The sequence below is a fragment of the Aliiroseovarius sp. B-4 genome, assembly GCF_056857795.1.
This window is the reverse complement of sequence record NZ_JBSXNV010000041.1, coordinates 314,647-333,279: the sequence shown is the minus strand read 5'-3', so window position 1 is coordinate 333,279 and position 18,633 is coordinate 314,647. Positions and strand designations below refer to the sequence as shown.

General features: G+C 60.5%; 16 protein-coding genes. 8 read left to right on the top strand and 8 right to left on the bottom strand.

The window, feature by feature from the left end:
- The first annotated feature begins 16 nt into the window (after nt 1-16).
- From mraY to AC13C8_RS16995, 3 genes are all read left to right on the top strand, one after another.
- Nucleotides 17-1,099 carry a phospho-N-acetylmuramoyl-pentapeptide-transferase gene (gene mraY, locus AC13C8_RS17005; RefSeq protein WP_482848501.1) on the top strand — a complete coding sequence of 361 codons (1,083 nt, stop codon included), beginning with the start codon at nt 17-19 and terminating at the stop codon, nt 1,097-1,099.
- A gap of 196 nt (nt 1,100-1,295) precedes the next feature.
- Nucleotides 1,296-2,705: a UDP-N-acetylmuramoyl-L-alanine--D-glutamate ligase gene (gene murD, locus AC13C8_RS17000; RefSeq protein WP_482848500.1), complete on the top strand. Its 1,410-nt coding sequence runs from the start codon at nt 1,296-1,298 to the stop codon at nt 2,703-2,705.
- A 107-nt stretch (nt 2,706-2,812) separates the two neighbouring features.
- Nucleotides 2,813-4,099, top strand: coding sequence for a DUF3422 family protein (locus AC13C8_RS16995; RefSeq protein ID WP_482848499.1), 1,287 nt, complete (start codon nt 2,813-2,815; stop codon nt 4,097-4,099).
- Here AC13C8_RS16995 and AC13C8_RS16990 read toward each other — a convergent pair.
- From AC13C8_RS16990 to AC13C8_RS16975, 4 genes are all read right to left on the bottom strand, one after another.
- Entirely contained in the window at nt 4,032-5,096 is a 1,065-nt protein-coding gene (locus AC13C8_RS16990) for a YeeE/YedE family protein (protein ID WP_482848498.1), read from the bottom strand. The two genes, AC13C8_RS16995 and AC13C8_RS16990, sit on opposite strands and share 68 nt — an antisense overlap.
- Before the next feature lie 201 nt (nt 5,097-5,297).
- Entirely contained in the window at nt 5,298-6,212 is a 915-nt protein-coding gene (locus AC13C8_RS16985) for an ABC transporter permease (protein ID WP_482848497.1), read from the bottom strand.
- Nucleotides 6,205-7,206: an ABC transporter permease gene (locus AC13C8_RS16980; protein ID WP_482848496.1), complete on the bottom strand. Its 1,002-nt coding sequence runs from the start codon at nt 7,204-7,206 to the stop codon at nt 6,205-6,207. Before AC13C8_RS16980 ends, AC13C8_RS16985 begins: the two co-directional genes overlap by 8 nt.
- Before the next feature lie 66 nt (nt 7,207-7,272).
- On the bottom strand, nt 7,273-8,985 hold the full coding sequence (locus AC13C8_RS16975; protein WP_091429393.1) for a peptide ABC transporter substrate-binding protein: 1,713 nt from the start codon (nt 8,983-8,985) through the stop codon (nt 7,273-7,275).
- Nucleotides 8,986-9,267: 282 nt separating this feature from the next.
- Here AC13C8_RS16975 and AC13C8_RS16970 point away from each other — a divergent pair, with 282 nt between their 5' ends.
- Nucleotides 9,268-10,434, top strand: a complete 1,167-nt coding sequence (locus AC13C8_RS16970) for a M20 aminoacylase family protein (protein ID WP_482848495.1) — start codon at nt 9,268-9,270, stop codon at nt 10,432-10,434.
- Between the two features lie 13 nt (nt 10,435-10,447).
- Here AC13C8_RS16970 and moaA read toward each other — a convergent pair whose 3' ends face one another.
- Complete coding sequence (moaA, locus tag AC13C8_RS16965) at nt 10,448-11,455, bottom strand: GTP 3',8-cyclase MoaA (RefSeq protein ID WP_091429395.1); 1,008 nt, start codon at nt 11,453-11,455, stop codon at nt 10,448-10,450.
- Between the two features lie 112 nt (nt 11,456-11,567).
- On the opposite strand from moaA, the gene AC13C8_RS16960 reads away from it, so the two are divergent.
- Genes AC13C8_RS16960 through AC13C8_RS16950 form a run of 3 tightly spaced genes read left to right on the top strand, consistent with a single transcriptional unit; the run spans nt 11,568 to nt 13,912 of the window.
- Nucleotides 11,568-12,017, top strand: coding sequence for a D-galactarate dehydratase (locus AC13C8_RS16960; RefSeq protein WP_482848494.1), 450 nt, complete (start codon nt 11,568-11,570; stop codon nt 12,015-12,017).
- Nucleotides 12,014-13,678 carry an AMP-binding protein gene (locus AC13C8_RS16955; protein WP_482848493.1) on the top strand — a complete coding sequence of 555 codons (1,665 nt, stop codon included), beginning with the start codon at nt 12,014-12,016 and terminating at the stop codon, nt 13,676-13,678. Before AC13C8_RS16960 ends, AC13C8_RS16955 begins: the two co-directional genes overlap by 4 nt.
- Nucleotides 13,679-13,711: 33 nt before the next feature.
- Nucleotides 13,712-13,912, top strand: coding sequence for a DUF3955 domain-containing protein (locus tag AC13C8_RS16950; RefSeq protein WP_091429398.1), 201 nt, complete (start codon nt 13,712-13,714; stop codon nt 13,910-13,912).
- Here the strand turns inward: AC13C8_RS16950 and AC13C8_RS16945 are convergent.
- From AC13C8_RS16945 to glmU, 3 genes are read right to left on the bottom strand one after another with little or no spacing between them, the layout of a single operon-like run.
- A complete protein-coding gene (locus AC13C8_RS16945) occupies nt 13,909-14,586 on the bottom strand; it encodes a DNA alkylation repair protein (RefSeq protein WP_482848492.1) in 678 nt (225 codons plus the stop codon). The two genes, AC13C8_RS16950 and AC13C8_RS16945, sit on opposite strands and share 4 nt — an antisense overlap.
- The gene (gene glmS / locus AC13C8_RS16940; protein ID WP_482848491.1) at nt 14,583-16,403 is read right to left on the bottom strand and encodes a glutamine--fructose-6-phosphate transaminase (isomerizing); all 1,821 of its coding nucleotides are present in this window, start codon (nt 16,401-16,403) and stop codon (nt 14,583-14,585) included. Before glmS ends, AC13C8_RS16945 begins: the two co-directional genes overlap by 4 nt.
- 2 nt (nt 16,404-16,405) lie before the next feature.
- Entirely contained in the window at nt 16,406-17,761 is a 1,356-nt protein-coding gene (glmU, locus tag AC13C8_RS16935) for a bifunctional UDP-N-acetylglucosamine diphosphorylase/glucosamine-1-phosphate N-acetyltransferase GlmU (RefSeq protein ID WP_482848490.1), read from the bottom strand.
- 132 nt (nt 17,762-17,893) lie between these two features.
- Here glmU and AC13C8_RS16930 point away from each other — a divergent pair, with 132 nt between their 5' ends.
- Entirely contained in the window at nt 17,894-18,598 is a 705-nt protein-coding gene (locus AC13C8_RS16930; RefSeq protein ID WP_091429405.1) for an HAD-IA family hydrolase, read from the top strand.
- The last annotated feature ends 35 nt before the right edge of the window (nt 18,599-18,633 follow it).

The following is an 18,633-nucleotide window of genomic DNA, read 5'->3' as shown; positions in this document are numbered from 1 at the left end:
GAAAAGGGACCGCTATATGTTGTATTGGTTGACCGAGTTTTCGGACGGCGGCGATGCTTTCAACCTGTTTCGCTATATCACCTTCCGATCCGGCGGGGCCTTCTTCACAGCCCTGATCTTCGGGTTCATTTTTGGCCAGCCGCTGATCAATATCCTGCGCCGCAAGCAAGGCCAGGGGCAACCCATCCGCGAAGATGGCCCTGAAAGCCACAAGGAAAAACAAGGGACGCCGACGATGGGCGGGCTGCTGATCCTGTCGGCGCTTCTCGTGTCCACATTGATGTGGGCGCGGCTGGACAACCCTTATATCTGGATCACGCTGTTTGTCACCTATGGCTTTGGATTGATTGGTTTTGCGGATGACTACGCCAAGGTATCGAAAGCCACAACGACCGGGGTGTCGGGCAAGTTGCGTATGGCGCTGGGCCTTCTGATCGCGGCAATTGCGGGCTATCTGGCATCGATAACCCACCCCGAGGGGCTGCAATTCAAGCTGGCCCTTCCGTTTTTCAAAGATACCCTTGTGAACTTGGGGATATTCTTCATCCCCTTCGTGATGATCGTAATCGTGGGCGCGGCCAACGCGGTAAACCTGACCGATGGTCTGGACGGGCTGGCAATCATGCCAGTGATGATCGCGGCGGGCACGCTGGGCGTCATTGCCTATGCGGTCGGTCGCGTTGACTTCACCGAATACCTGGATGTGCATTACGTCCCCGGCACGGGCGAGCTGTTCATCTTCACCTCCGCGCTGATTGGCGGGGGGTTGGGCTTCCTGTGGTATAACGCTCCGCCTGCTGCCGTGTTCATGGGCGACACCGGATCGCTGGCCCTGGGCGGCGCTTTGGGCGCCATCGCGGTTGCCACCAAGCACGAAATTGTGCTGGCCATCGTCGGCGGCTTGTTCGTGATCGAAGCGCTGTCGGTCATCATTCAGGTGCTTTATTACAAACGCACCGGGCGCCGGGTATTCCTGATGGCCCCGATCCACCACCATTTCGAACATCTGGGCTGGAAAGAGCCGCAGATCGTGATCCGCTTCTGGATCATCTCGCTGATCCTTGCGCTGATCGGGCTGGCGACACTGAAAGTTCGCTAACCGCCGCCACGCAAGTCGCACAGCCCTGGAACCGGTCTGATCGCGGCTTCTTCTGGCCTGAAATATCCCGGGGTGAGGCGCGCTTGCAAAGCGGGCCGAGGGGCAGCGCCCCTTTCCCGATCCGCGACATCAGACGAGGGCTTTTGTTTCCGCCCGTCGTGGTCTAGCCATAATGAAACGAAGGCAGGAGGCGCGGATGATCCCGGTCAAAGGCTATGAAGGGCAGAAGGTTGCGGTTCTGGGGCTGGGGCGGTCCGGCCTTGCAGCCGCCCATGCGTTGGAAGCAGGCGGGGCGGACGCCCTGTGCTGGGACGACAGCGCCGAGGCACGCGACCGCGCCGAGGGCCAGGCCTTGATCCTGCACGATCTGTCCAAACCGAGTGCGTGGCAGGATGTGGCGGCCCTGATCGTCAGCCCCGGCATTCCACATCTCTATCCCGAACCCAACAAGATCATCGCCGCCGCGATGGAGGCGGGCGTGCCGGTCGACAACGATATCGGTTTGTTCTTTCGCAGCTTCGCCGACGAGGACTGGGACAGTTTCGATGTCAGCCCGAAGGTCGTCGCGATCACCGGATCGAACGGGAAATCCACCACCTCGGCGCTGATCCATCACGTTCTGCAACAGTCCGGGCGTCCGACGCAACTTGCCGGCAATATCGGGCGTGGCGTGCTGGATATCGACCGTGCCCATGATGGCGAAGTCGTGGTGCTGGAACTGTCCAGCTATCAGACCGATCTCGCGCGCGCGCTGACCCCGGATGTGGCGGTGTTCACCAACCTGTCGCGCGATCATCTGGACCGGCACGGCGGTATGGGCGGCTATTTCGCGGCCAAACGGCGCCTGTTTGCCGAAGGCGGCCCGGATCGCGCGGTGATCGGCGTGGACGAGGCCGAAGGTGTCTATCTGGCCGGGCAATTGTCCGAGGGGCCATCGGATGACCGGGTGATCCGCATCTCGGTCGATCGCAAGCTGTCGGGGCCGGGCTGGCAGGTCTTTGCACGCAAGGGGTTCTTGTCGGAATACCGAAAGGGGCGGCAGGTGGGATCAATTGATCTGCGCAAGATCAAGGGATTGCCCGGCACGCATAACCACCAGAACGCCTGCGCCGCATATGCGGTCTGTCGCACGCTGGGGCTGGCCCCGAAGCAGATTGAGACCGCGTTTCATGCTTTCAAAGGCCTGCCGCATCGCTCGCAACTGGTAGGTGAAAGGGATGGCGTGGCCTTCGTCAATGACAGCAAGGCCACCAATGTGGACAGCGCCCGCGCGGCCTTGTCCGCATTCAAGAACATCCGCTGGATCGCAGGCGGACTGGGCAAGGATGGCGGGATCGAAAGCCTGACTGCCGATGATCTGTCGGGTGTCACCAAAGCCTATCTGATTGGCCATTCGGCGCGGGAATTTGCCTTACGGCTTGGCGACGTGCCGCATGAAATTTGCGAAACGATGGGGCAAGCTGTGGCCCGCGCAGCCGAAGACGCTCAATCCGGTGACACAGTTCTTCTGGCTCCCGCCGCCGCCAGCTTCGACCAATACCCGGACTTCGAGAAACGCGGTGAAGACTTCACGCGGCTGGTGGCGTCGCTTTTATCAGGCAACTAGCATGGCTGTATTCCGCGGCATACGAACTTTGATGAAAACCCCTTGTTGTTAAGGGTTTGCATGGGTTGTCGGCTCTGCTACCTCTGTCGCGAGAGGAGCACGGCCATATGTTTGCATTGGAAGATTATCCACATCGCTATGAATTGGCGAACGAGCTACATGCGCGCCCGTCTCCGGCACTCTCGGCCCCTGTTACGGCTGTCTACCTTGCCGTAAAGCGGCCGGAACATGCGGCCAGTCGCAATCGGGATGCGGATCGCGCGCATCTGATCGACCTGCTGGACCGCTTCGGAGCGCCGCATCCCAGCCCGGATGCGAACCATTATTTCGGCACCATCGGGCGGTATCAGTTGAAGTGGGAACAACACACGGAAATCGTGACCTATACGGTCTTCGCAGATGGGGTCGCGTCGCGGGCCTTTGATCCGGCGGCCTTTGATGTTTTCCCCACTGATTGGCTGCAAAATGCACCGGGCAAGCGCGTGACTTCAGCCCATATTCGGATCGACAGAATGCCCCTGACCGAGGCCGAGATGAACGAGGCGATCAACAACTGGTTCGTCGCCGAAAGCGTCGCCGCGACCTGGGTGCTGGACCGCGCCGCTGTCGTGGCGGGGGATTTTCGCATCGACGCGGCGGGACATATGCGCTTCGCGGCATTTATCGGCAACGACGCAGGCCCACGGCGCATCGGTCGGATCGTGCAGCGTCTGTGCGAGATCGAGACCTATAAATCCTTGTCAATGCTGGGATTGCCGCAGGCGCGCCATTTGCAGGCCAAACTGGGGTATCTGGATGGGGAGCTGACCAAGCTGGTTGGCGCCATGTCGCGCGATGCCGAAGCGCCCGAGGCGACGCTGGACGAGCTATTGCAGATATCTTCCGAGCTTGAGGATTTGACCGCCGCGACCTCGTTCCGGCTGAGCGCGACGACGGCCTATGAGGCGCTGGTAAACCAACGCATTCAGGCGCTGCGTGAAGAACGGTTCTTGGGGCGGCAGACCATGAGCGAGTTCATGATGCGCCGCTATGACCCTGCAATGCGGACGATTAAAAGTGCCGAACGGCAGTTGGGCAGCATGGCGCAAAGGGCCATGCGGGCCGGGGATTTGCTGCGAACCCGTGTCGATGTTCAGCGGTCCGAGCAAAATCAGGCCTTGCTGGCCAGTATGGATCGCCGCGCGGACATGCAGCTTCGGTTGCAGGAAACGGTCGAAGGGCTGTCGGTTGTGGCGATCAGCTATTACGCCGTCTCGCTGGCGGGCTATCTGGCCTATCCGTTGACCGAGATGCTGGGCGTCTCGAAAGGAATGCTCACTGCGGTGCTTACACTGCCTGTGGTTGGGCTTGTGTGGCTGGGTGTGCGTCGGATCCGGCATTCGATCGGGAAGTAAGGCGCGCATCCACGCGCCCTGCGGCCCAGGCGCTGGCCGAAATCGTGACCAACGCCAGAACGGCCGCCACGGACAACGTCGCTACGCCCGAAATCCCAGCGCCAACCGTGCAGCCTCCGGCCAGAACGCCACCAAAACCCATCAGCGCGCTCCCGGTCAGGTAACGGCCCATCTGGCCCGGCCCCTCAAAGCCTTGCCATCGGAACCGTCCTGCGATCACGGCAGAGACCAATGCGCCCAGAACGACGCCTCCGATCAGCCCGGTGCCGAAATTGGCACCAATCGCCGAAGATGCGCCGGTCCAGAACAGTGTATCCGCAAGCGGTGCCGTAAACGACAGGCTTTCGAAGGTGATCGGATCGAATTCGTCCTGCAACACCAGACCTGTGCCCACCCAGCCCAGTGGGATCAGAGCACCCAGCAAGGCCGCCAACAGCAGAACACCGGCGCGCGGACGGGCGTTTTGGATAAGAAAACCTGCAAGAAGCAGCGGCAGGATCGCGGTCCAAACCGGTAGCGTAGGGGCCGGGATCGCCATGGCCTCAAGCGCCACGCGGGCTGGGGCCAGAAGACCTTTCAGGGTTGCCAGCGCAGCAAGGGCTGCCACAAACAGCACGACCAGTGCACGCAGATTGCCCGATGCGCCCAGAACGGCCATCCGAGACAGGCAGCCTCGAGTCATCACCATGCCAACGCCAAATAGCAATCCGCCGACGATGATTGACAAATAGGGCAGGTCAGCGGCGTAGAAGCGATGAGCCGAGAAATCGATCCATCCGGCCTGCACAACCGCTTGCGTACCCAGAACCGCGATGGCCAAGGCCGTCACCCAGATCGCAAGGGCTGACCGGTTGTCTTGTCCGCCCCCGATCAGACCGCGCCGCAAACAGAAGCGCGTGATTTCCGCCAGCACACCAAAAGCCGCGCCCAATCCCAATCCGAACAGGATCGAGGCCGTGCGTGGGGTCAGGGTTTCAAAGCCAAGGGTCTCAAACATCTTCATGTCTCCGCATTTGGGAATATGTTCCATCTGACGAGAGATTTTGGCGCTGACAAGGGTATGCAGGACGCAAGGAGGGACTGGCTGTGGAACAATTTCCCATTCGGGCGCGTGGGTTGCGAATATGTTGTGTCGGGGTGCGCATCCATCAAACCGGTGTTGCTTCACGGGTGAATTATCCCGCAGGAACGTTCTTTTTTACCGCGCAGCGCGCCGCTGCCGACGCGGGTCCAGCGCGTCGCGCAGACCATCGCCGATATAGTTCACACTTAGCACCGTCAGCGAAATGGCCAGCCCCGGCCAGACCACCCGTGCAGGCGTCAGAGTCATGTAATTCGTGCCATCAAACAGCATACGCCCCCAACTGGGCACGTCCGACGGAAACCCCAGACCCAGAAAGCTCAGCGCGCTTTCGGTCAGGATCGCGTGGCCCACCCCCAGCGTGGCCGATACAACGATCGGGCCAAGGATGTTTGGCAGGATGTGGCGTCGGATCATCGCGAAAGGGCGCGTGCCAAGGGCGGTGGCCGCCATGATGAATTCACGCTCGCGCAGGGCCAGCACCTCGCCTCGGACGATCCGGGCTGTCTGCATCCAACCGGTCAGCCCGATGGCGCAGACGATCAGAAGGAACATGCCAATCTCAGGGCCGAACTGCGCGCGCAGGCTGTCGCGCCACAGCATGATCGCCACAAGCAAAAGCGGCAAAAGCGGCAAGGACAGAAACAGGTCGGTCAAGCGCATTAACGGTGCGTCCCAGTGGCGAAACACGCCCGCCGCCACGCCGATCAATGTGCCCAGACTTACGGCCAGCGCGATCGCCACCAGGCCGACCAGCAACGACACCCGGCCCCCGGACAGCAGCGCGGCCAGAAGATCACGCCCCAGTTGATCCGTGCCCAGCGGATGGGCCAGGCTGGGACCTTGGTTCTTGGCGCGGATGTCAATTTGCGCGGGGTCAAGCTGCCAGATCAGCGGACCGATCACCACCGCCAACGCAATCAAGGCCAGGATCACAGCCCCGATGACCGCGCCGGGATGGGTGCAGAAACGACGCCAAAGGGTCGCGCGCCGAATGGGGGGTGGGACGGATACGACCTCTTGCTCAGTCATACCTTATCCTTGGATCCAGCAGGCCATAGACGATATCGGCTAGCAGGTTGAACATCACGATCAGGACGGCGAACAGAAAGGTCAGCGTTTGCACCAGCGGCACGTCACCGCTTTGAATGCCCGAAATCAGCAACTGCCCCAAGCCGTTCACGCGGAAAACTTGCTCGGTCACGATGGCGCCCGCGAAGACCTGCGGAATGGCCAGTGAAATAACGGTGATAACCGGGATCATCGCGTTGCGCAACGCGTGGCCCAGCAGGACACGAGCCTCGGTCATACCCTTGGCGCGGGCGGTGCGCACGAAATCCTGATGCAAGGTTTCCAGCATCGAGGCGCGCAGATAACGGCTGAATTGGGCGGCGTTGAACAGGGCCAGCACGGTGACAGGCATGACCATCTGACGAAACTGGACGCCAAAGCTGTGCCAATCCGTGATCCGGTGTGTGGTGTCATAAATCGACGGAAACCACTCCAGCTTGACCGAGAAGACGAGGATCATCAGAACGCCCAGAAAGAAGCTGGGCACCGAAAAGCCGATCATCGCGATGAGCGTGCCAAGCTGATCCACCCAGCCATATTGGTCGCGCGCCGACAGGACCCCCAAGGGCAACGCGATCATCACGCCGATCACCAGCGACAGTCCGACCACCCACAGGGTCTGGGGCAGGCGGTCGCCGATCAGATCGACAACCGGGGCGTGGGCCGACCAGCTTTGCAGACGCAATCGGTCGCTCTGACTGCCGGTCATCCAGTCCAGCAGGTTCAGCGGCTCGTTGATGAAAAACTGTTTGCACCACAGAAGATAGCGGACGTAGATTGGGGCGTCCAAACCAAGACCGGTGCGGATTTGCCCGCGTATTTCTGGCGGAATGGTCAGGGGCAGATTGGCGGTTGGATCATTTGGTGCAAGGTCGATCAACAAGAAAATCACAAGGCTGATTGCCAGCAATACAGGAATGGAAAAGGCAAGCCGCCGCAGCGTATAGGTGAACATGGGACGACCTGCGGTCTTTGGGATTGCCCGTCAGGGTTGACGCGCCTTGCGGTCAGTCTAGCGGGCTTACCTGGCGCGGGTCCAGTCCGCGATGTTCCAAAGCTCGCTGTCCCATGAGTTCATCCTGACGCCCATAAGCGTGTTGGATCGCGCAGACACATCGCCACGATGCACCAAGGGGATCAGAGCACCCGCTTGCATCAACATGTCATTCATGCGCCGCGCGATCCCCGCCCGATCCTCAAGGACCGAGGTCTGCGCCAGCTTGGCGGCCAGTGCGTCATAGTCGGCGTCACAATAGCGCGGGATGTTGAAACCCAACCAGTTATTGGCCGGCTCGGGGATGCTGTTGCAGGTCCAGTTGTTCAGATAGGCTTCGGGATCGGTGCCGGGGAAGAAATTGGTGAACATCTGGATATCGGCATAGAATTTCTGGAACGTGTCCGGGCTGCCTGGGTCGCCGCCGAAAAATACCGAAGGATCGATCTGGCGCAATTCGGTTTCGATCCCGATCTCGGACCACCATGACTTCAGAAGTGCCTGTGTGTCCTGCCGCACGGGGTTGGTCGAGGTCTGGAACAGCACTGACAGGCGCACCCCGTCCTTTTCGCGCACCCCGTCGCCGTCGCTGTCCACCCAGCCCGCATCGTCCAGCAGTTGGCGCGCGCGGTCCAGATTCTGCGTCAAGCAAGCATCATTGGCGGATGAGGCGTAAATCGCGGGGGCGGGCAGGATGTCACAAGTCGGCCTGCCCGCGGCGCCATATCCCAGTTCGGCGACCACAGCGCGGTCAATGGCGGCGGACATCGCGGCCAGAACGGCGGGGTCGGTCAGAAACGGATGTGGTCCACCTGCGCGGGTCGAGCGCCGCTTGCCCAGTGATGGCGATGGGTCGGTGCGGTTGATCATCAACCGTTCGACCGGCGTACCAAAGGATCGGATGATCTGCCCTTTGCCGCCATCGGCCATTTTGTCCAGAATGGCCGGGTCCACCTGAAGGTTCCACGCATAATCCACTTCGCCGGTTTCCAGCACGGCCCGGGCTGCACTGATCGCGTCGCCGCCGCCCTTGATGGTCACAGTTGCAAAGCCTGGTTTATCCGGGTCACGATAATGGGGATTGGCCTCGAATGTGACGACATCGCCTGCGCGAAACTCGACCACCCGAAACGGGCCGGTGCCGATGGGGGCGGCGTTCTGGGCGGTGCAGCTTTGCGCCGCCGCACCCAAGCAGGCCTGAAACTGCGCTTTTTGCAGAATCGGCGTTTCGACCCCGACCAGCGGGCCATAGGGAAAGGGCTTGGGCGCAGCGAATGTCAGACGGACGGTCAGGTCATCCAATGCCTCGACCGTTGTAACATCCGAGAACTTTCCGACCTGCTGACAGCCACCGTCCGGCGTCATGCAGTAATTTGCCGTGAAAACAACATCATGCGCGGTAAAGTTTGTCCCGTCTGACCAGGTCAGATCAGGGCGCAATGTCCATGTGATGGTGGTCAGGTCATCCGTGACACCACCATTGGCACGGGTTGGAATGTCGGCTGCCAACCAAGGAACCAGAGTGCCCGTCTCGTCATAGCGGGCCAGCGGTTCCAGCACCAATGAAGCAGGCTCGATATCTTTCGGACCGCTGGACAGATAGGGGTTCAGGATCGTTGGCGCCTGCCAATAGAGGATGTTCAGATGCCCGGATGCGCTGCGCTCGGCCAAGGACGTGACAGGCAACAGCGATATGATAATCCCCGCAGCTATTCCCCAAACAGATCGTCGGTCGCCCATCAGTCTTGCATCCCCCTCATGATCGGCGTGGCCCCGGTATTGTTCAAACCATCAACTCATGGCATCGGGTGCTGGAATACCGCACTGCCTTCCTTTGCGTAAAGCCTTAGCTGTGTCGTTTGTCAAAGTCACGTCAACACAGGTGGAACCGCTGCAAATTTCTCTGGCGTTCTTGCTGAACGGTTGAACCGGACGAGCAACCCGCGCATTGTCACAAACGCGGCGGGGATTCTTTTTGGACCGCCGAAATTCAAACCGAAAGCCAAGCAGAAAGGTCCTTCCGTGCCGATCAGAAACCGATTTCACGAGTTGAAGGACGAAATCACCGCGTGGCGGCGCGATTTTCACGCGCATCCAGAGCTGATGTTCGACACGCACCGTACGGCAGGCATCGTGGCCAACAAGCTGCGCGCTTTCGGTTGCGACGAGGTGGTCGAAGGTATCGGACGCACAGGCGTTGTCGGTGTCATCAAGGGGCGATCTGATTCTTCTGGCCGCGTTATCGGGCTGCGTGCCGATATGGACGCGCTGCCGATCGAAGAGGCGACGGGGTTGGATTACGCCTCGACCAAACCGGGCAAGATGCACGCCTGCGGCCATGATGGGCACACCGCGATGCTGTTGGGCGCTGCGCAATATCTGGCCGAGACCCGGAAATTCGATGGCACCTGCATCGTGATCTTCCAACCCGCCGAAGAAGGGGGCGGGGGCGGGCGCGTCATGTGCGAAGACGGGTTGATGGAGCGGTTCGGCATTCAGGAAGTTTACGGAATGCACAACTGGCCGGGACGTGATCAGGGGACATTTGCGATCCGTCCCGGACCGTTCTTTGCGGCGACCGACCTCTTGGATATTCGGTTCGAAGGGCGTGGTGGACATGCCGCCAAACCGCATGACACAATTGACCCGGTTGTGATGGCGTCTCAGGCCGTTCAAGCCTTGCAGACAATCGCATCGCGCAATGCTGATCCGACCGAGCAGATGGTTGTGTCGATCACGTCTGTTGAAACAAGTTCCAAAACTTTCAACGTGATACCGCAGGAGGTTCATCTTCTGGGAACGGTGCGAACACTTGCGCAGGAATTGCGCGATCTGGCCGAAAAACGGGTCAGCGCGATCTGCAACGGGATCGCGGCGGCCTTTGGCGGCTCTGTCACGGTGCGCTATGAACGAAACTATCCGGTCATGGTGAATCACGTGGAGGAAACCGACCATGCCGCCCGCGCGGCGAAGGCGGTTGCCGGGACGTGCGAGGAAGCCCCGCTGATCATGGGTGGCGAGGATTTCGCCTATATGCTGGAAGAACGACCGGGGGCCTATATCCTTGTGGGCAACGGCGACACGGCGATGGTTCACCACCCCGAGTACAATTTCAATGACGAGATCATACCGCAGGGATGTTCATGGTGGGTCGAGATCGTCGAACAGCGAATGCCAGCGTCAGAGTGACCGGTTCCCGCCCTTAACCGCCCGTGTGGTTCATGTGACGGATCGTCTGGCCCTTCACCCCTTGCCGGGAATAGTCGAAATCATGCCCCTTGGGCTTGCGTCCAATGGCGGCATAAATGGCGTCGATCAGCACTGCATCACTTTCCGAGGCGCGCAAAGGCGCGCGCAAGTCTGTCATGCCATCATGACCCAGACAGGTGTAGAACTGACCGGTGCAACTCATCCTTACCCGGTTGCAGCTTTCGCAGAAATTATGGGTCAGGGGTGTGATCAGGCCGATTTTCTGCCCGGTTTCTTCGACCCGCATATACCGTGCCGGACCGCCGGTGGTCTCGCTCAGGTCGGACAGTGTCAGGCGTTCAGCCAGTTGCGCGCGCAGGTCCGAGAGCGGCCAGTATTGGTCCAGTCGATCCTCTTCCCCCATATCGCCCATCGGCATGACCTCGATAAAGGTCAGGTCCATGCCCTTCTGGGCACACCAATCGACAAGATCGAACAATTCGCTGTCGTTGAAGCCTTTCAGGGCGACGGCGTTGATCTTGACCTTCAATCCGGCTTCAAGGGCGGCGTCGATGCCACGCATGACCTGCGGCAGCCGGCCCCAACGGGTGATACGGGCAAACTTGTCCTCATCCAGCGTATCAAGCGAAATGTTTACCCGTCGCACCCCCGCCGCATACAGATCAGCCGCAAACCGGTGCAGTTGCGACCCGTTCGTGGTCAGCGTCAACTCGTCCAATGCGCCGCTGTCCAGATGCCGACCCATGCCTTCGAAAAAGCCGATGATTCCTTTGCGGACCAGCGGTTCGCCCCCGGTGATGCGCAGCTTGCGCACGCCAAGGCCAATAAAAGCGGTGCAGATGCGATCCAGTTCCTCAAGCGTCAGAAGGTCTTTTTTGGGCAGAAAGGTCATATTCTCGGACATGCAATAGGTGCAGCGGAAATCGCACCGGTCCGTGACGGACAAGCGCAGATAGGTGACCGCCCGCATGAACGGATCGACAAGCCGAGGTGTATTCATGGGTAGAACCTAAGCACGGGCGGACGGGCGCGCAAGTCATGATCGGGCGAATTCTGCCGTTGAAACAGACCGCGAATTGCGCCACCCTGTAGATATGAAACATGTCATTCTCATGCCTGCTATTTTTCTTACTCTGGCCGGGTGTTCCGGTCTGGATATGAACAATATCATGCCCCGCCCGCCACATTTGCAAAACCAGCCGACATATAACGCCGACTTGCCGCCTCCTCCGCCAGAGGATGCGATCACGGTGGATGAGCTGGATACCGCCACAGAGGAAGACCGGATGGCTGCCGCCACGACCGCGCCCAATGCGGCGGCGGGATCGCTGGGCGTAACGGTCGCAAGTCTTGGCGACCCGACTGCACCGGGCTTCTGGGTCGAAACGTCGCTGGTGTCATCCGAAACTCAAGGCCGCGTGCAGTCCAAGACAACCGGTCGAACCGTGAAAGTCACCCTGCGCCCCGCGTCGGGCGGTGGCAGTCGCGTGTCCCTGTCGACGCTTCAATTGCTGGACCTCGACATCTCGGGTTTGCATGAGCTGGTTGTCTTTGGATCGTGACCCCGCGTCTGTCTGACGCGGACTGGCTGATCGAAAGCCGGGCGCGCAAACTGATCGTGCGTTGGGGTGATTGGCGCGACATGCGCGACGATTTCGCGTGGGACATCCCTGAATGTTTCAACATCGCCGAACGATGCTGTGACAGCTGGGCCGCGTTGGACGCGGGCCGCGTTGCTCTGACCCATGTGGCACAGAACGGAGCGGCGGACGACTGGAGTTTTGGCGATCTGAAAGCGGCGTCCGACCGGTTGGCGACAGTTCTGCGGGCGCGTGGTCTTGGCAAAGGCGACCGGATCGCGGTGTTGTTGGGGCAGGGGCCAGAAGTGCTGATCACCCATTTCGCGGCCTATAAGCTGGGCGCGGTCGTTTTGCCTCTGTTCACCTTGTTCGGCGCTGATGCGTTGTTCTATCGCTTGTCCGACAGTGGTGCGCGAGTGGTGGTTACAGATGCACAAAACCTTGAAAAACTGACCGAGATTCGCGACGCCCTTCCCGATCTGGCCGAAGTTTACTCAACCAGTCCGATCGACTCGGCGCGGGATTTCTGGGCCGAGATTGATGCGGCAGACCCGCTGCCAAAACCTGACGTGACGCTGGCCGAAGACCCGGCGGTGATGATCTATACCTCCGGCACCACCGGGCCGCCCAAGGGCGTTTTGCACGCGCATCGGTTTCTTCTCGGTCATCTGCCCTGTGTCGAAACCTATAACGAGGATTTTCCGCAGGCCGGCGACAAGGGCTGGACACCCGCCGATTGGGCGTGGATCGGTGGCTTGATGGATCTGGCCCTGCCGTTTCTCTATTTCGGCGTGCCGATTGTCAGCCATCGGATGCGAAAGTTTGACGCCGATGCCGCCTATCGCTTGATCGCGGCGCACAGGATTCGCAATCTCTTCATGCCGCCCACGGCGCTGAAGCTGCTGCGTCAATCGGATGCGCCGGCTGACGATGTCCAGATCCGCTCGATCGGGTCGGGGGGGGAAAGCCTTGGGGCAGGCTTGTTGGGCTGGGCGCGAGAAGTGCTCGGCGTGGATGTGAACGAGTTTTATGGCCAGACCGAATGCAACCTTGTCCTGTCTTCGGTCGCGGGAGCGATGGCCGTCAAACCCGGCAGCATGGGGCAACCCATTCCGGGCCATGATGTGGCCATCATTGACGCACACGGCAACCCGTCTCCGCCTGGTGAAATGGGCGAGATCGCCGTGCGCACGGGCGACCCTGTTATGTTTCTGAGCTATTGGAACCTACCCGACAAGACAGCCGCGAAATTCGATCAAGACTGGATGCGCACCGGCGACCTGGCGGTGCGCGATACCGATGGTTATTTCACCTTTGCGAGCCGGGACGACGACGTGATCACGTCGGCCGGCTATCGTATCGGCCCGTCCGAGATTGAAAACTGTCTGCAAACACATCCCGATGTTGCGATGGCAGCCGTGGTGGGAGTGCCAGACCCGTTGCGAACCGAGGCGGTCAAAGCCTTCGTCGTGTTGCGTGCGGGAGCGAACGAGGCCGGTATGGCCGACCAGTTGATTCAGCTTGTTCGCGATCGGATCAGCCCCCATGTCGCCCCGCGACTGGTCGAATTCGTCGATGAACTGCCAATGACTGCCACGGGTAAGATCATGCGCAGGGAATTGCGAGAACCAGATGCGCCTTAACGCAGGTATGACCTTATGCAATAGGATTCTAACATGAAAAAGCTTTTGCGCACGCTTGGTCTGGTGTCGCTTGTGTTTGCCGCCACATCATGGCTGGCCGAACGGGTGTTTTATGGCGGGGTAGATGAAAACGGAGTGTTGCAAGAAAGCTTGAACCTACCGCTTTCGGTTTTTCTGGGCGTGGCTGGCGGGGTTTGCCTTCTGCTGTCCTTTGTCGTGAGGCCAAACCGTTAGGCTAGATACTTCCCGGCCTCCTTCCGCGCAAAGGCTTTCATCCTGTCGCCATGTGCCTCCAGAAAGGCGCGGGTGCGGTCCGGGTCGTGTTTGGACAGATCGCGCAGCCACCAGGCGATAGCCTTCTGGATGAACCACTCCGGGTCATCGACATAGGTCGATGCCCAGCCAAGCACGCGGTCGCGGATTGCCAATTCCTCTGGCTTGGGGTTGTTCTGCTTTGTCCAGGGCAGGGTGATGACCAGTGCCGCGCGTCGGGTCCACATATGGTCGGACTTTGTCCAGCTTTCGACCGTGTTGATGCGTGCCGGGTCGGCCACCAACCGTTTCTGCCCAGCCATGCAGGCGTGGTCAGCAATCGCCCAACTGTCGAAATCGGCCACCCAGCTTTGGATCAGCGTCCAAGCCGCTTCGTCCGGGCGCAGCCGGGCTTGGGTCAGCAGTTTCGCCGCTGCGATGCGGGCCTCGAAAATATCCGCCTGCCAAAGCTCATCGGCCAATGTCACGCGGTCCTCGATCGACAGGGACTGCCGCCAGCTTTTTGTCAGGTCATTCAGCGCGGGGTTTGGGATGCCAAGCACCTCGCGCGTTTGCTTGTGATATGCCGCCATGCTCTCGGCACGGCCCTCTTCGACTTGGGCACGCAGGGCGGTCAGCGCCTCGTCCAGCGTCATTCGACCGTGACCGATTTGGCCAGGTTGCGCGGCTGGTCGACGTCGGTGCCTTTGGCAATCGCCGTGTGATAGGCAAGCAACTGCGCGGGGATCGCGTAAAGGATCGGCTGGATCAGTTCGGGCGCTTCGGGAAGGGCGAGGGATTGCCACACACCGTCGCCCGCCTCTTTCGCGGCGCGCGCGTCGGACACAAGGACCACGCGCCCCCCACGCGCCATGACCTCCTGCATGTTGGACACGGTTTTGTCGAACAGCCCGTCATGGGGTGCCATGACCACCGTCGGCGTGGCTTTGTCGACCAACGCAATGGGGCCATGCTTCAATTCACCAGAGGCATAACCTTCGGCGTGTATATAGCTGATTTCCTTTAATTTTAGCGCGCCTTCAAGCGCCAGAGGGAACATCTGTCCGCGCCCCAAAAACAGCACATCGCGCGCCTCGGCCAGTTTCGCGGCGATCTCTTTCGTCGCGGTGTCGATGGTCAGCGCGTGGCTCATCAGCCCCGGCAATTGGCGCAGATCGGCCAAATGCGCGGCAAGGCCTGTATCGTCCAGATGGCCGCGGTCATGGGCCGCTTTCAGCGCCATGATGGCAAAGCAGGTCAACTGGCAGGTGAACGCCTTGGTGGAGGCCACAGACACTTCTGGCCCGGCATGAATTTCCACCGCCACGTCGCTTTCACGCGCGATCGAGCTTTCGGGCACGTTGATCAGGCTGACGATCTTGTCGACCTTGCCTGCTGAATAGCGCAGCGCGGCCAGGGTGTCGGCGGTTTCACCGGATTGGCTGACAAAGACACCCAGCGTCTTAGGCGCAAAGGGCGCTTCGCGATAGCGAAACTCCGACGCCACGTCGATGTCGATGGGCAGGCGGGCGTAATGTTCGAACCAGTATTTCGCCACCAGCCCCGCATAGTAAGCCGTGCCGCAGGCCACGATGGACAGGCGATCGACATCGGCAAAGTCAATGCCGCCAAGCTTCATCGCGATCCGATCATCCTTCACATAGGCATTCAGCACCTCGCCCACGACAGTGGGCTGCTGGGCAATCTCTTTCGCCATATAGTGTTTGTATCCGCCTTTCTCGATCCGGGCGGAATCAAGGCGGACCTGTTTCATCGGGCGATTGGCAAGGCGACCGTTGTGATCATAAATCTCGGCTCCGTCGCGGGTGATGACGGCCCAATCACCTTCTTCCAGATAGGTGATCTTGTCGGTCATCGGGGCGAGCGCGATGGCGTCGGAGCCGACGAACATCTCGCCTGTGCCATGACCGATCGCCAAAGGGCTGCCCTTGCGCGCGGCGATCATCAGATCATCCTCGCCGTCAAACAGGAAACACAGCGCAAATGCGCCCTCCAACTCGGCAAGCGTGGCGGCGACGGCCTCTTTGGGGGATTTGCCGCGGGCGATATGGCTTTGGGCCAGCAGGGCAACGGTTTCCGTGTCCGTCTCGGTCAAGAATTTCAAACCCTCTGCGGCGAGCTTTTCTCGCAATTCGCGGAAATTTTCGATGATGCCATTGTGCACCACCGCGACCGGTCCCGCCTTGTGCGGGTGGGCGTTTTCGGTGGTGGGCGCCCCGTGCGTGGCCCAGCGGGTGTGACCGATGCCGGACTTCCCCGCCAGCGGATTGTGGACCAGCGTGTCCGACAGATTCACCAGCTTGCCGACCGCGCGGCGGCGATCCAGTTCGCCCGCCTCGTTGATGGTTGCAATCCCGGCACTGTCATAGCCGCGATATTCCAGCCGCTTCAGCGCCTCGACCAAGATCGGCGCAGCTTCGTGATTGCCCAGGACCCCTACAATACCACACATTTTCAGGACCCTTTCTGGCGTCTGGCCTTTGCGGCCTTTAACTTTTCAAACAATTTGAGGGCTAGGCCGGGCTTGACCTCCATCTTCGCACGGCCCACGGCCATCGCGCCGGCTGGCACGTTTTTCGTGACAACGGTGCCGGTCGCCGTCATTGCCTCATCCCCGACCGAGACGGGCGCGACAAGGCAAGTATTCGAACCGATGAAGGTCCGCGCGCCAATATTTGTGTGATGTTTGGAGACACCATCATAATTGCAGGTGATCGTGCCCGCGCCGATATTGGCGTGCTCACCCACCCGGGCGTCGCCAACATAGGACAGGTGATTGATCTTCGCGCCTTCCTCGATCTGGGCGTTCTTGATTTCCACAAAATTGCCGACCTTGGCGTCATTGGCCAATTCGGCTCCGGGCCGCAGGCGGGCATAGGGGCCGACCACGGCACCGCGCGAGACGTGGCATCCTTCAAGGTGTGAAAAAGCGCGGATCAAAGCCCCGCTTTCCACGGTGACGCCGGGGCCGAAGACCACGTTGGGCTCGATCACGCTGTCGCGTCCGATGACCGTATCATAGGCAAAATAGACCGTATCGCGAGCGATCAAAGTCACGCCATCTTCCAGTGCGGCATCTCGAGCGCGGGTTTGGAAAACATCCTCGGCATCGGCCAGTTCGGCGCGGGAATTGATGCCCAGCGTCTCGGCCTCGTCGCAGGTGACGACAGAAGCGGTCAGGCCGCGTGCGCGCGCGACAGATACAATATCGGGCAGGTAGTATTCACCTGACGCATTGTCGTTGCCGACCCCATCCAGAAGGTCGAACAGAAGCCCGGCGTCTGCGGCGATAACGCCGCTGTTGCAAAGGGTTACGGCGCGTTCATCTGCGGATGCATCTTTGAATTCAACAATGCGGTCCAACGCGCCATCCACGACGATCAGGCGGCCATAGCGACCGGGATCGGCGGCGTCGAACCCCAGCACAACCACGTCGGCACCCTGAGTGCGCGCGGCGGCCATGGTTTCCAGCGTTTCCGGGCGGATGAACGGGGTGTCGCCATACAGGACGAAGACATCGCCCGCGAACCCATCAAGAGCGGCCTGTGCCTGCTGCACCGCGTGCCCGGTGCCAAGCTGTTCTGCCTGCACGGCGATGGATATCTCGGGGTCAATCTCCTTGGCTGCCGCCTCGACCAGCTCGGCGCCATGCCCCACAACCAGCACCACGCGGTCGGGCGACAATGCAGCCCCGGATGCCAGTGCATGGGCAAACAAGGGTGCACCTGCAACTTGATGCATGACTTTCGGCAGGTCTGAATTCATCCGTGTTCCCATGCCAGCGGCAAGGACAATCAGGGCGGTCGCCATATCTATCTGCTCTTTCAATTTCTTTTGGTCCGTTTTACCCCTTGGGGCGCGGCTCGCAAGCGAAAGCTGTTCAATTAACCTTACGCGAGGTTACAGGCTTTGCGTGGAAATTCCAAAGGCTGGGAACAAAAAATGACGAACAACGCAACGCCGGTGCGGCGTTCAGGGCGACGAACGGTGATCTTCGATCTGGATGGCACCTTGGCGGATACGTCCGGCGATCTGATCGCGGCGGCGAATGCGTGTTTCGCGGCGTTGGGGCATGGTGAGGTTCTGGATCCAAGCGTCGATCAACTGACTGCTTTTCACGGTGGCCGCGCGATGCTGCGGCTTGGTTTTTCGCGGGTGAATGGTGGCGCGGTCAATGACGCTGATATCGAGCGCGAGTTTCCCAATCTCTTGATCGCCTATGAGGATGACATCGATCGCCACACGCGCCTGTATCCCGGTGCGATGGAGGCGGTCGCGCGACTGCATGACAACGGCTATGCCGTGGGGATATGCACGAACAAGCCTGAAGGGCTGGCGCGGCTGTTGCTGACGCGGCTGGATATCCTGGGCCATTTTACGTCGCTGATCGGGGCGGATACGTTGCCGACCCGCAAACCGGACCCGGCCCCGTTTGTCGCTGCGGCGCAGGGCGCAGGCGGCGATCCCGCGCATGCACTTTTGGTCGGGGACACAGAAACCGACCGCAAAACGGCACAGGCCGCAGGTGTGCCCTGCATCCTTGTGGGGTTCGGTCCGGAGGGGCCGGGCGTGTCGCGGTTGGAACCCGAAGCACTGCTGGATCATTTCGACGATCTGGACGCCGTGGTGGCGCGGCTGATCGGATAGCGACCACCTCCGCCCATTGACGCCAAGCTCGACCC

Bases quoted from the DNA above. Each gene is read 5' to 3' on its own strand.
- mraY (WP_482848501.1), top strand. From the start codon at position 17: ATGTTGTATTGGTTGACCGAGTTTTCGGACGGCGGCGATGCTTTCAAC.
- murD (WP_482848500.1), top strand. From the start codon at position 1,296: ATGATCCCGGTCAAAGGCTATGAAGGGCAGAAGGTTGCGGTTCTGGGG.
- AC13C8_RS16995 (WP_482848499.1), top strand. From the start codon at position 2,813: ATGTTTGCATTGGAAGATTATCCACATCGCTATGAATTGGCGAACGAG.
- AC13C8_RS16990 (WP_482848498.1), bottom strand. From the start codon at position 5,096: ATGTTTGAGACCCTTGGCTTTGAAACCCTGACCCCACGCACGGCCTCG.
- AC13C8_RS16985 (WP_482848497.1), bottom strand. From the start codon at position 6,212: ATGACTGAGCAAGAGGTCGTATCCGTCCCACCCCCCATTCGGCGCGCG.
- AC13C8_RS16980 (WP_482848496.1), bottom strand. From the start codon at position 7,206: ATGTTCACCTATACGCTGCGGCGGCTTGCCTTTTCCATTCCTGTATTG.
- AC13C8_RS16975 (WP_091429393.1), bottom strand. From the start codon at position 8,985: ATGGGCGACCGACGATCTGTTTGGGGAATAGCTGCGGGGATTATCATA.
- moaA (WP_091429395.1), bottom strand. From the start codon at position 11,455: ATGAATACACCTCGGCTTGTCGATCCGTTCATGCGGGCGGTCACCTAT.
- AC13C8_RS16960 (WP_482848494.1), top strand. From the start codon at position 11,568: ATGCCTGCTATTTTTCTTACTCTGGCCGGGTGTTCCGGTCTGGATATG.
- AC13C8_RS16950 (WP_091429398.1), top strand. From the start codon at position 13,712: ATGAAAAAGCTTTTGCGCACGCTTGGTCTGGTGTCGCTTGTGTTTGCC.
- AC13C8_RS16945 (WP_482848492.1), bottom strand. From the start codon at position 14,586: ATGACGCTGGACGAGGCGCTGACCGCCCTGCGTGCCCAAGTCGAAGAG.
- glmS (WP_482848491.1), bottom strand. From the start codon at position 16,403: ATGTGTGGTATTGTAGGGGTCCTGGGCAATCACGAAGCTGCGCCGATC.
- glmU (WP_482848490.1), bottom strand. From the start codon at position 17,761: ATGGCGACCGCCCTGATTGTCCTTGCCGCTGGCATGGGAACACGGATG.
- AC13C8_RS16930 (WP_091429405.1), top strand. From the start codon at position 17,894: ATGACGAACAACGCAACGCCGGTGCGGCGTTCAGGGCGACGAACGGTG.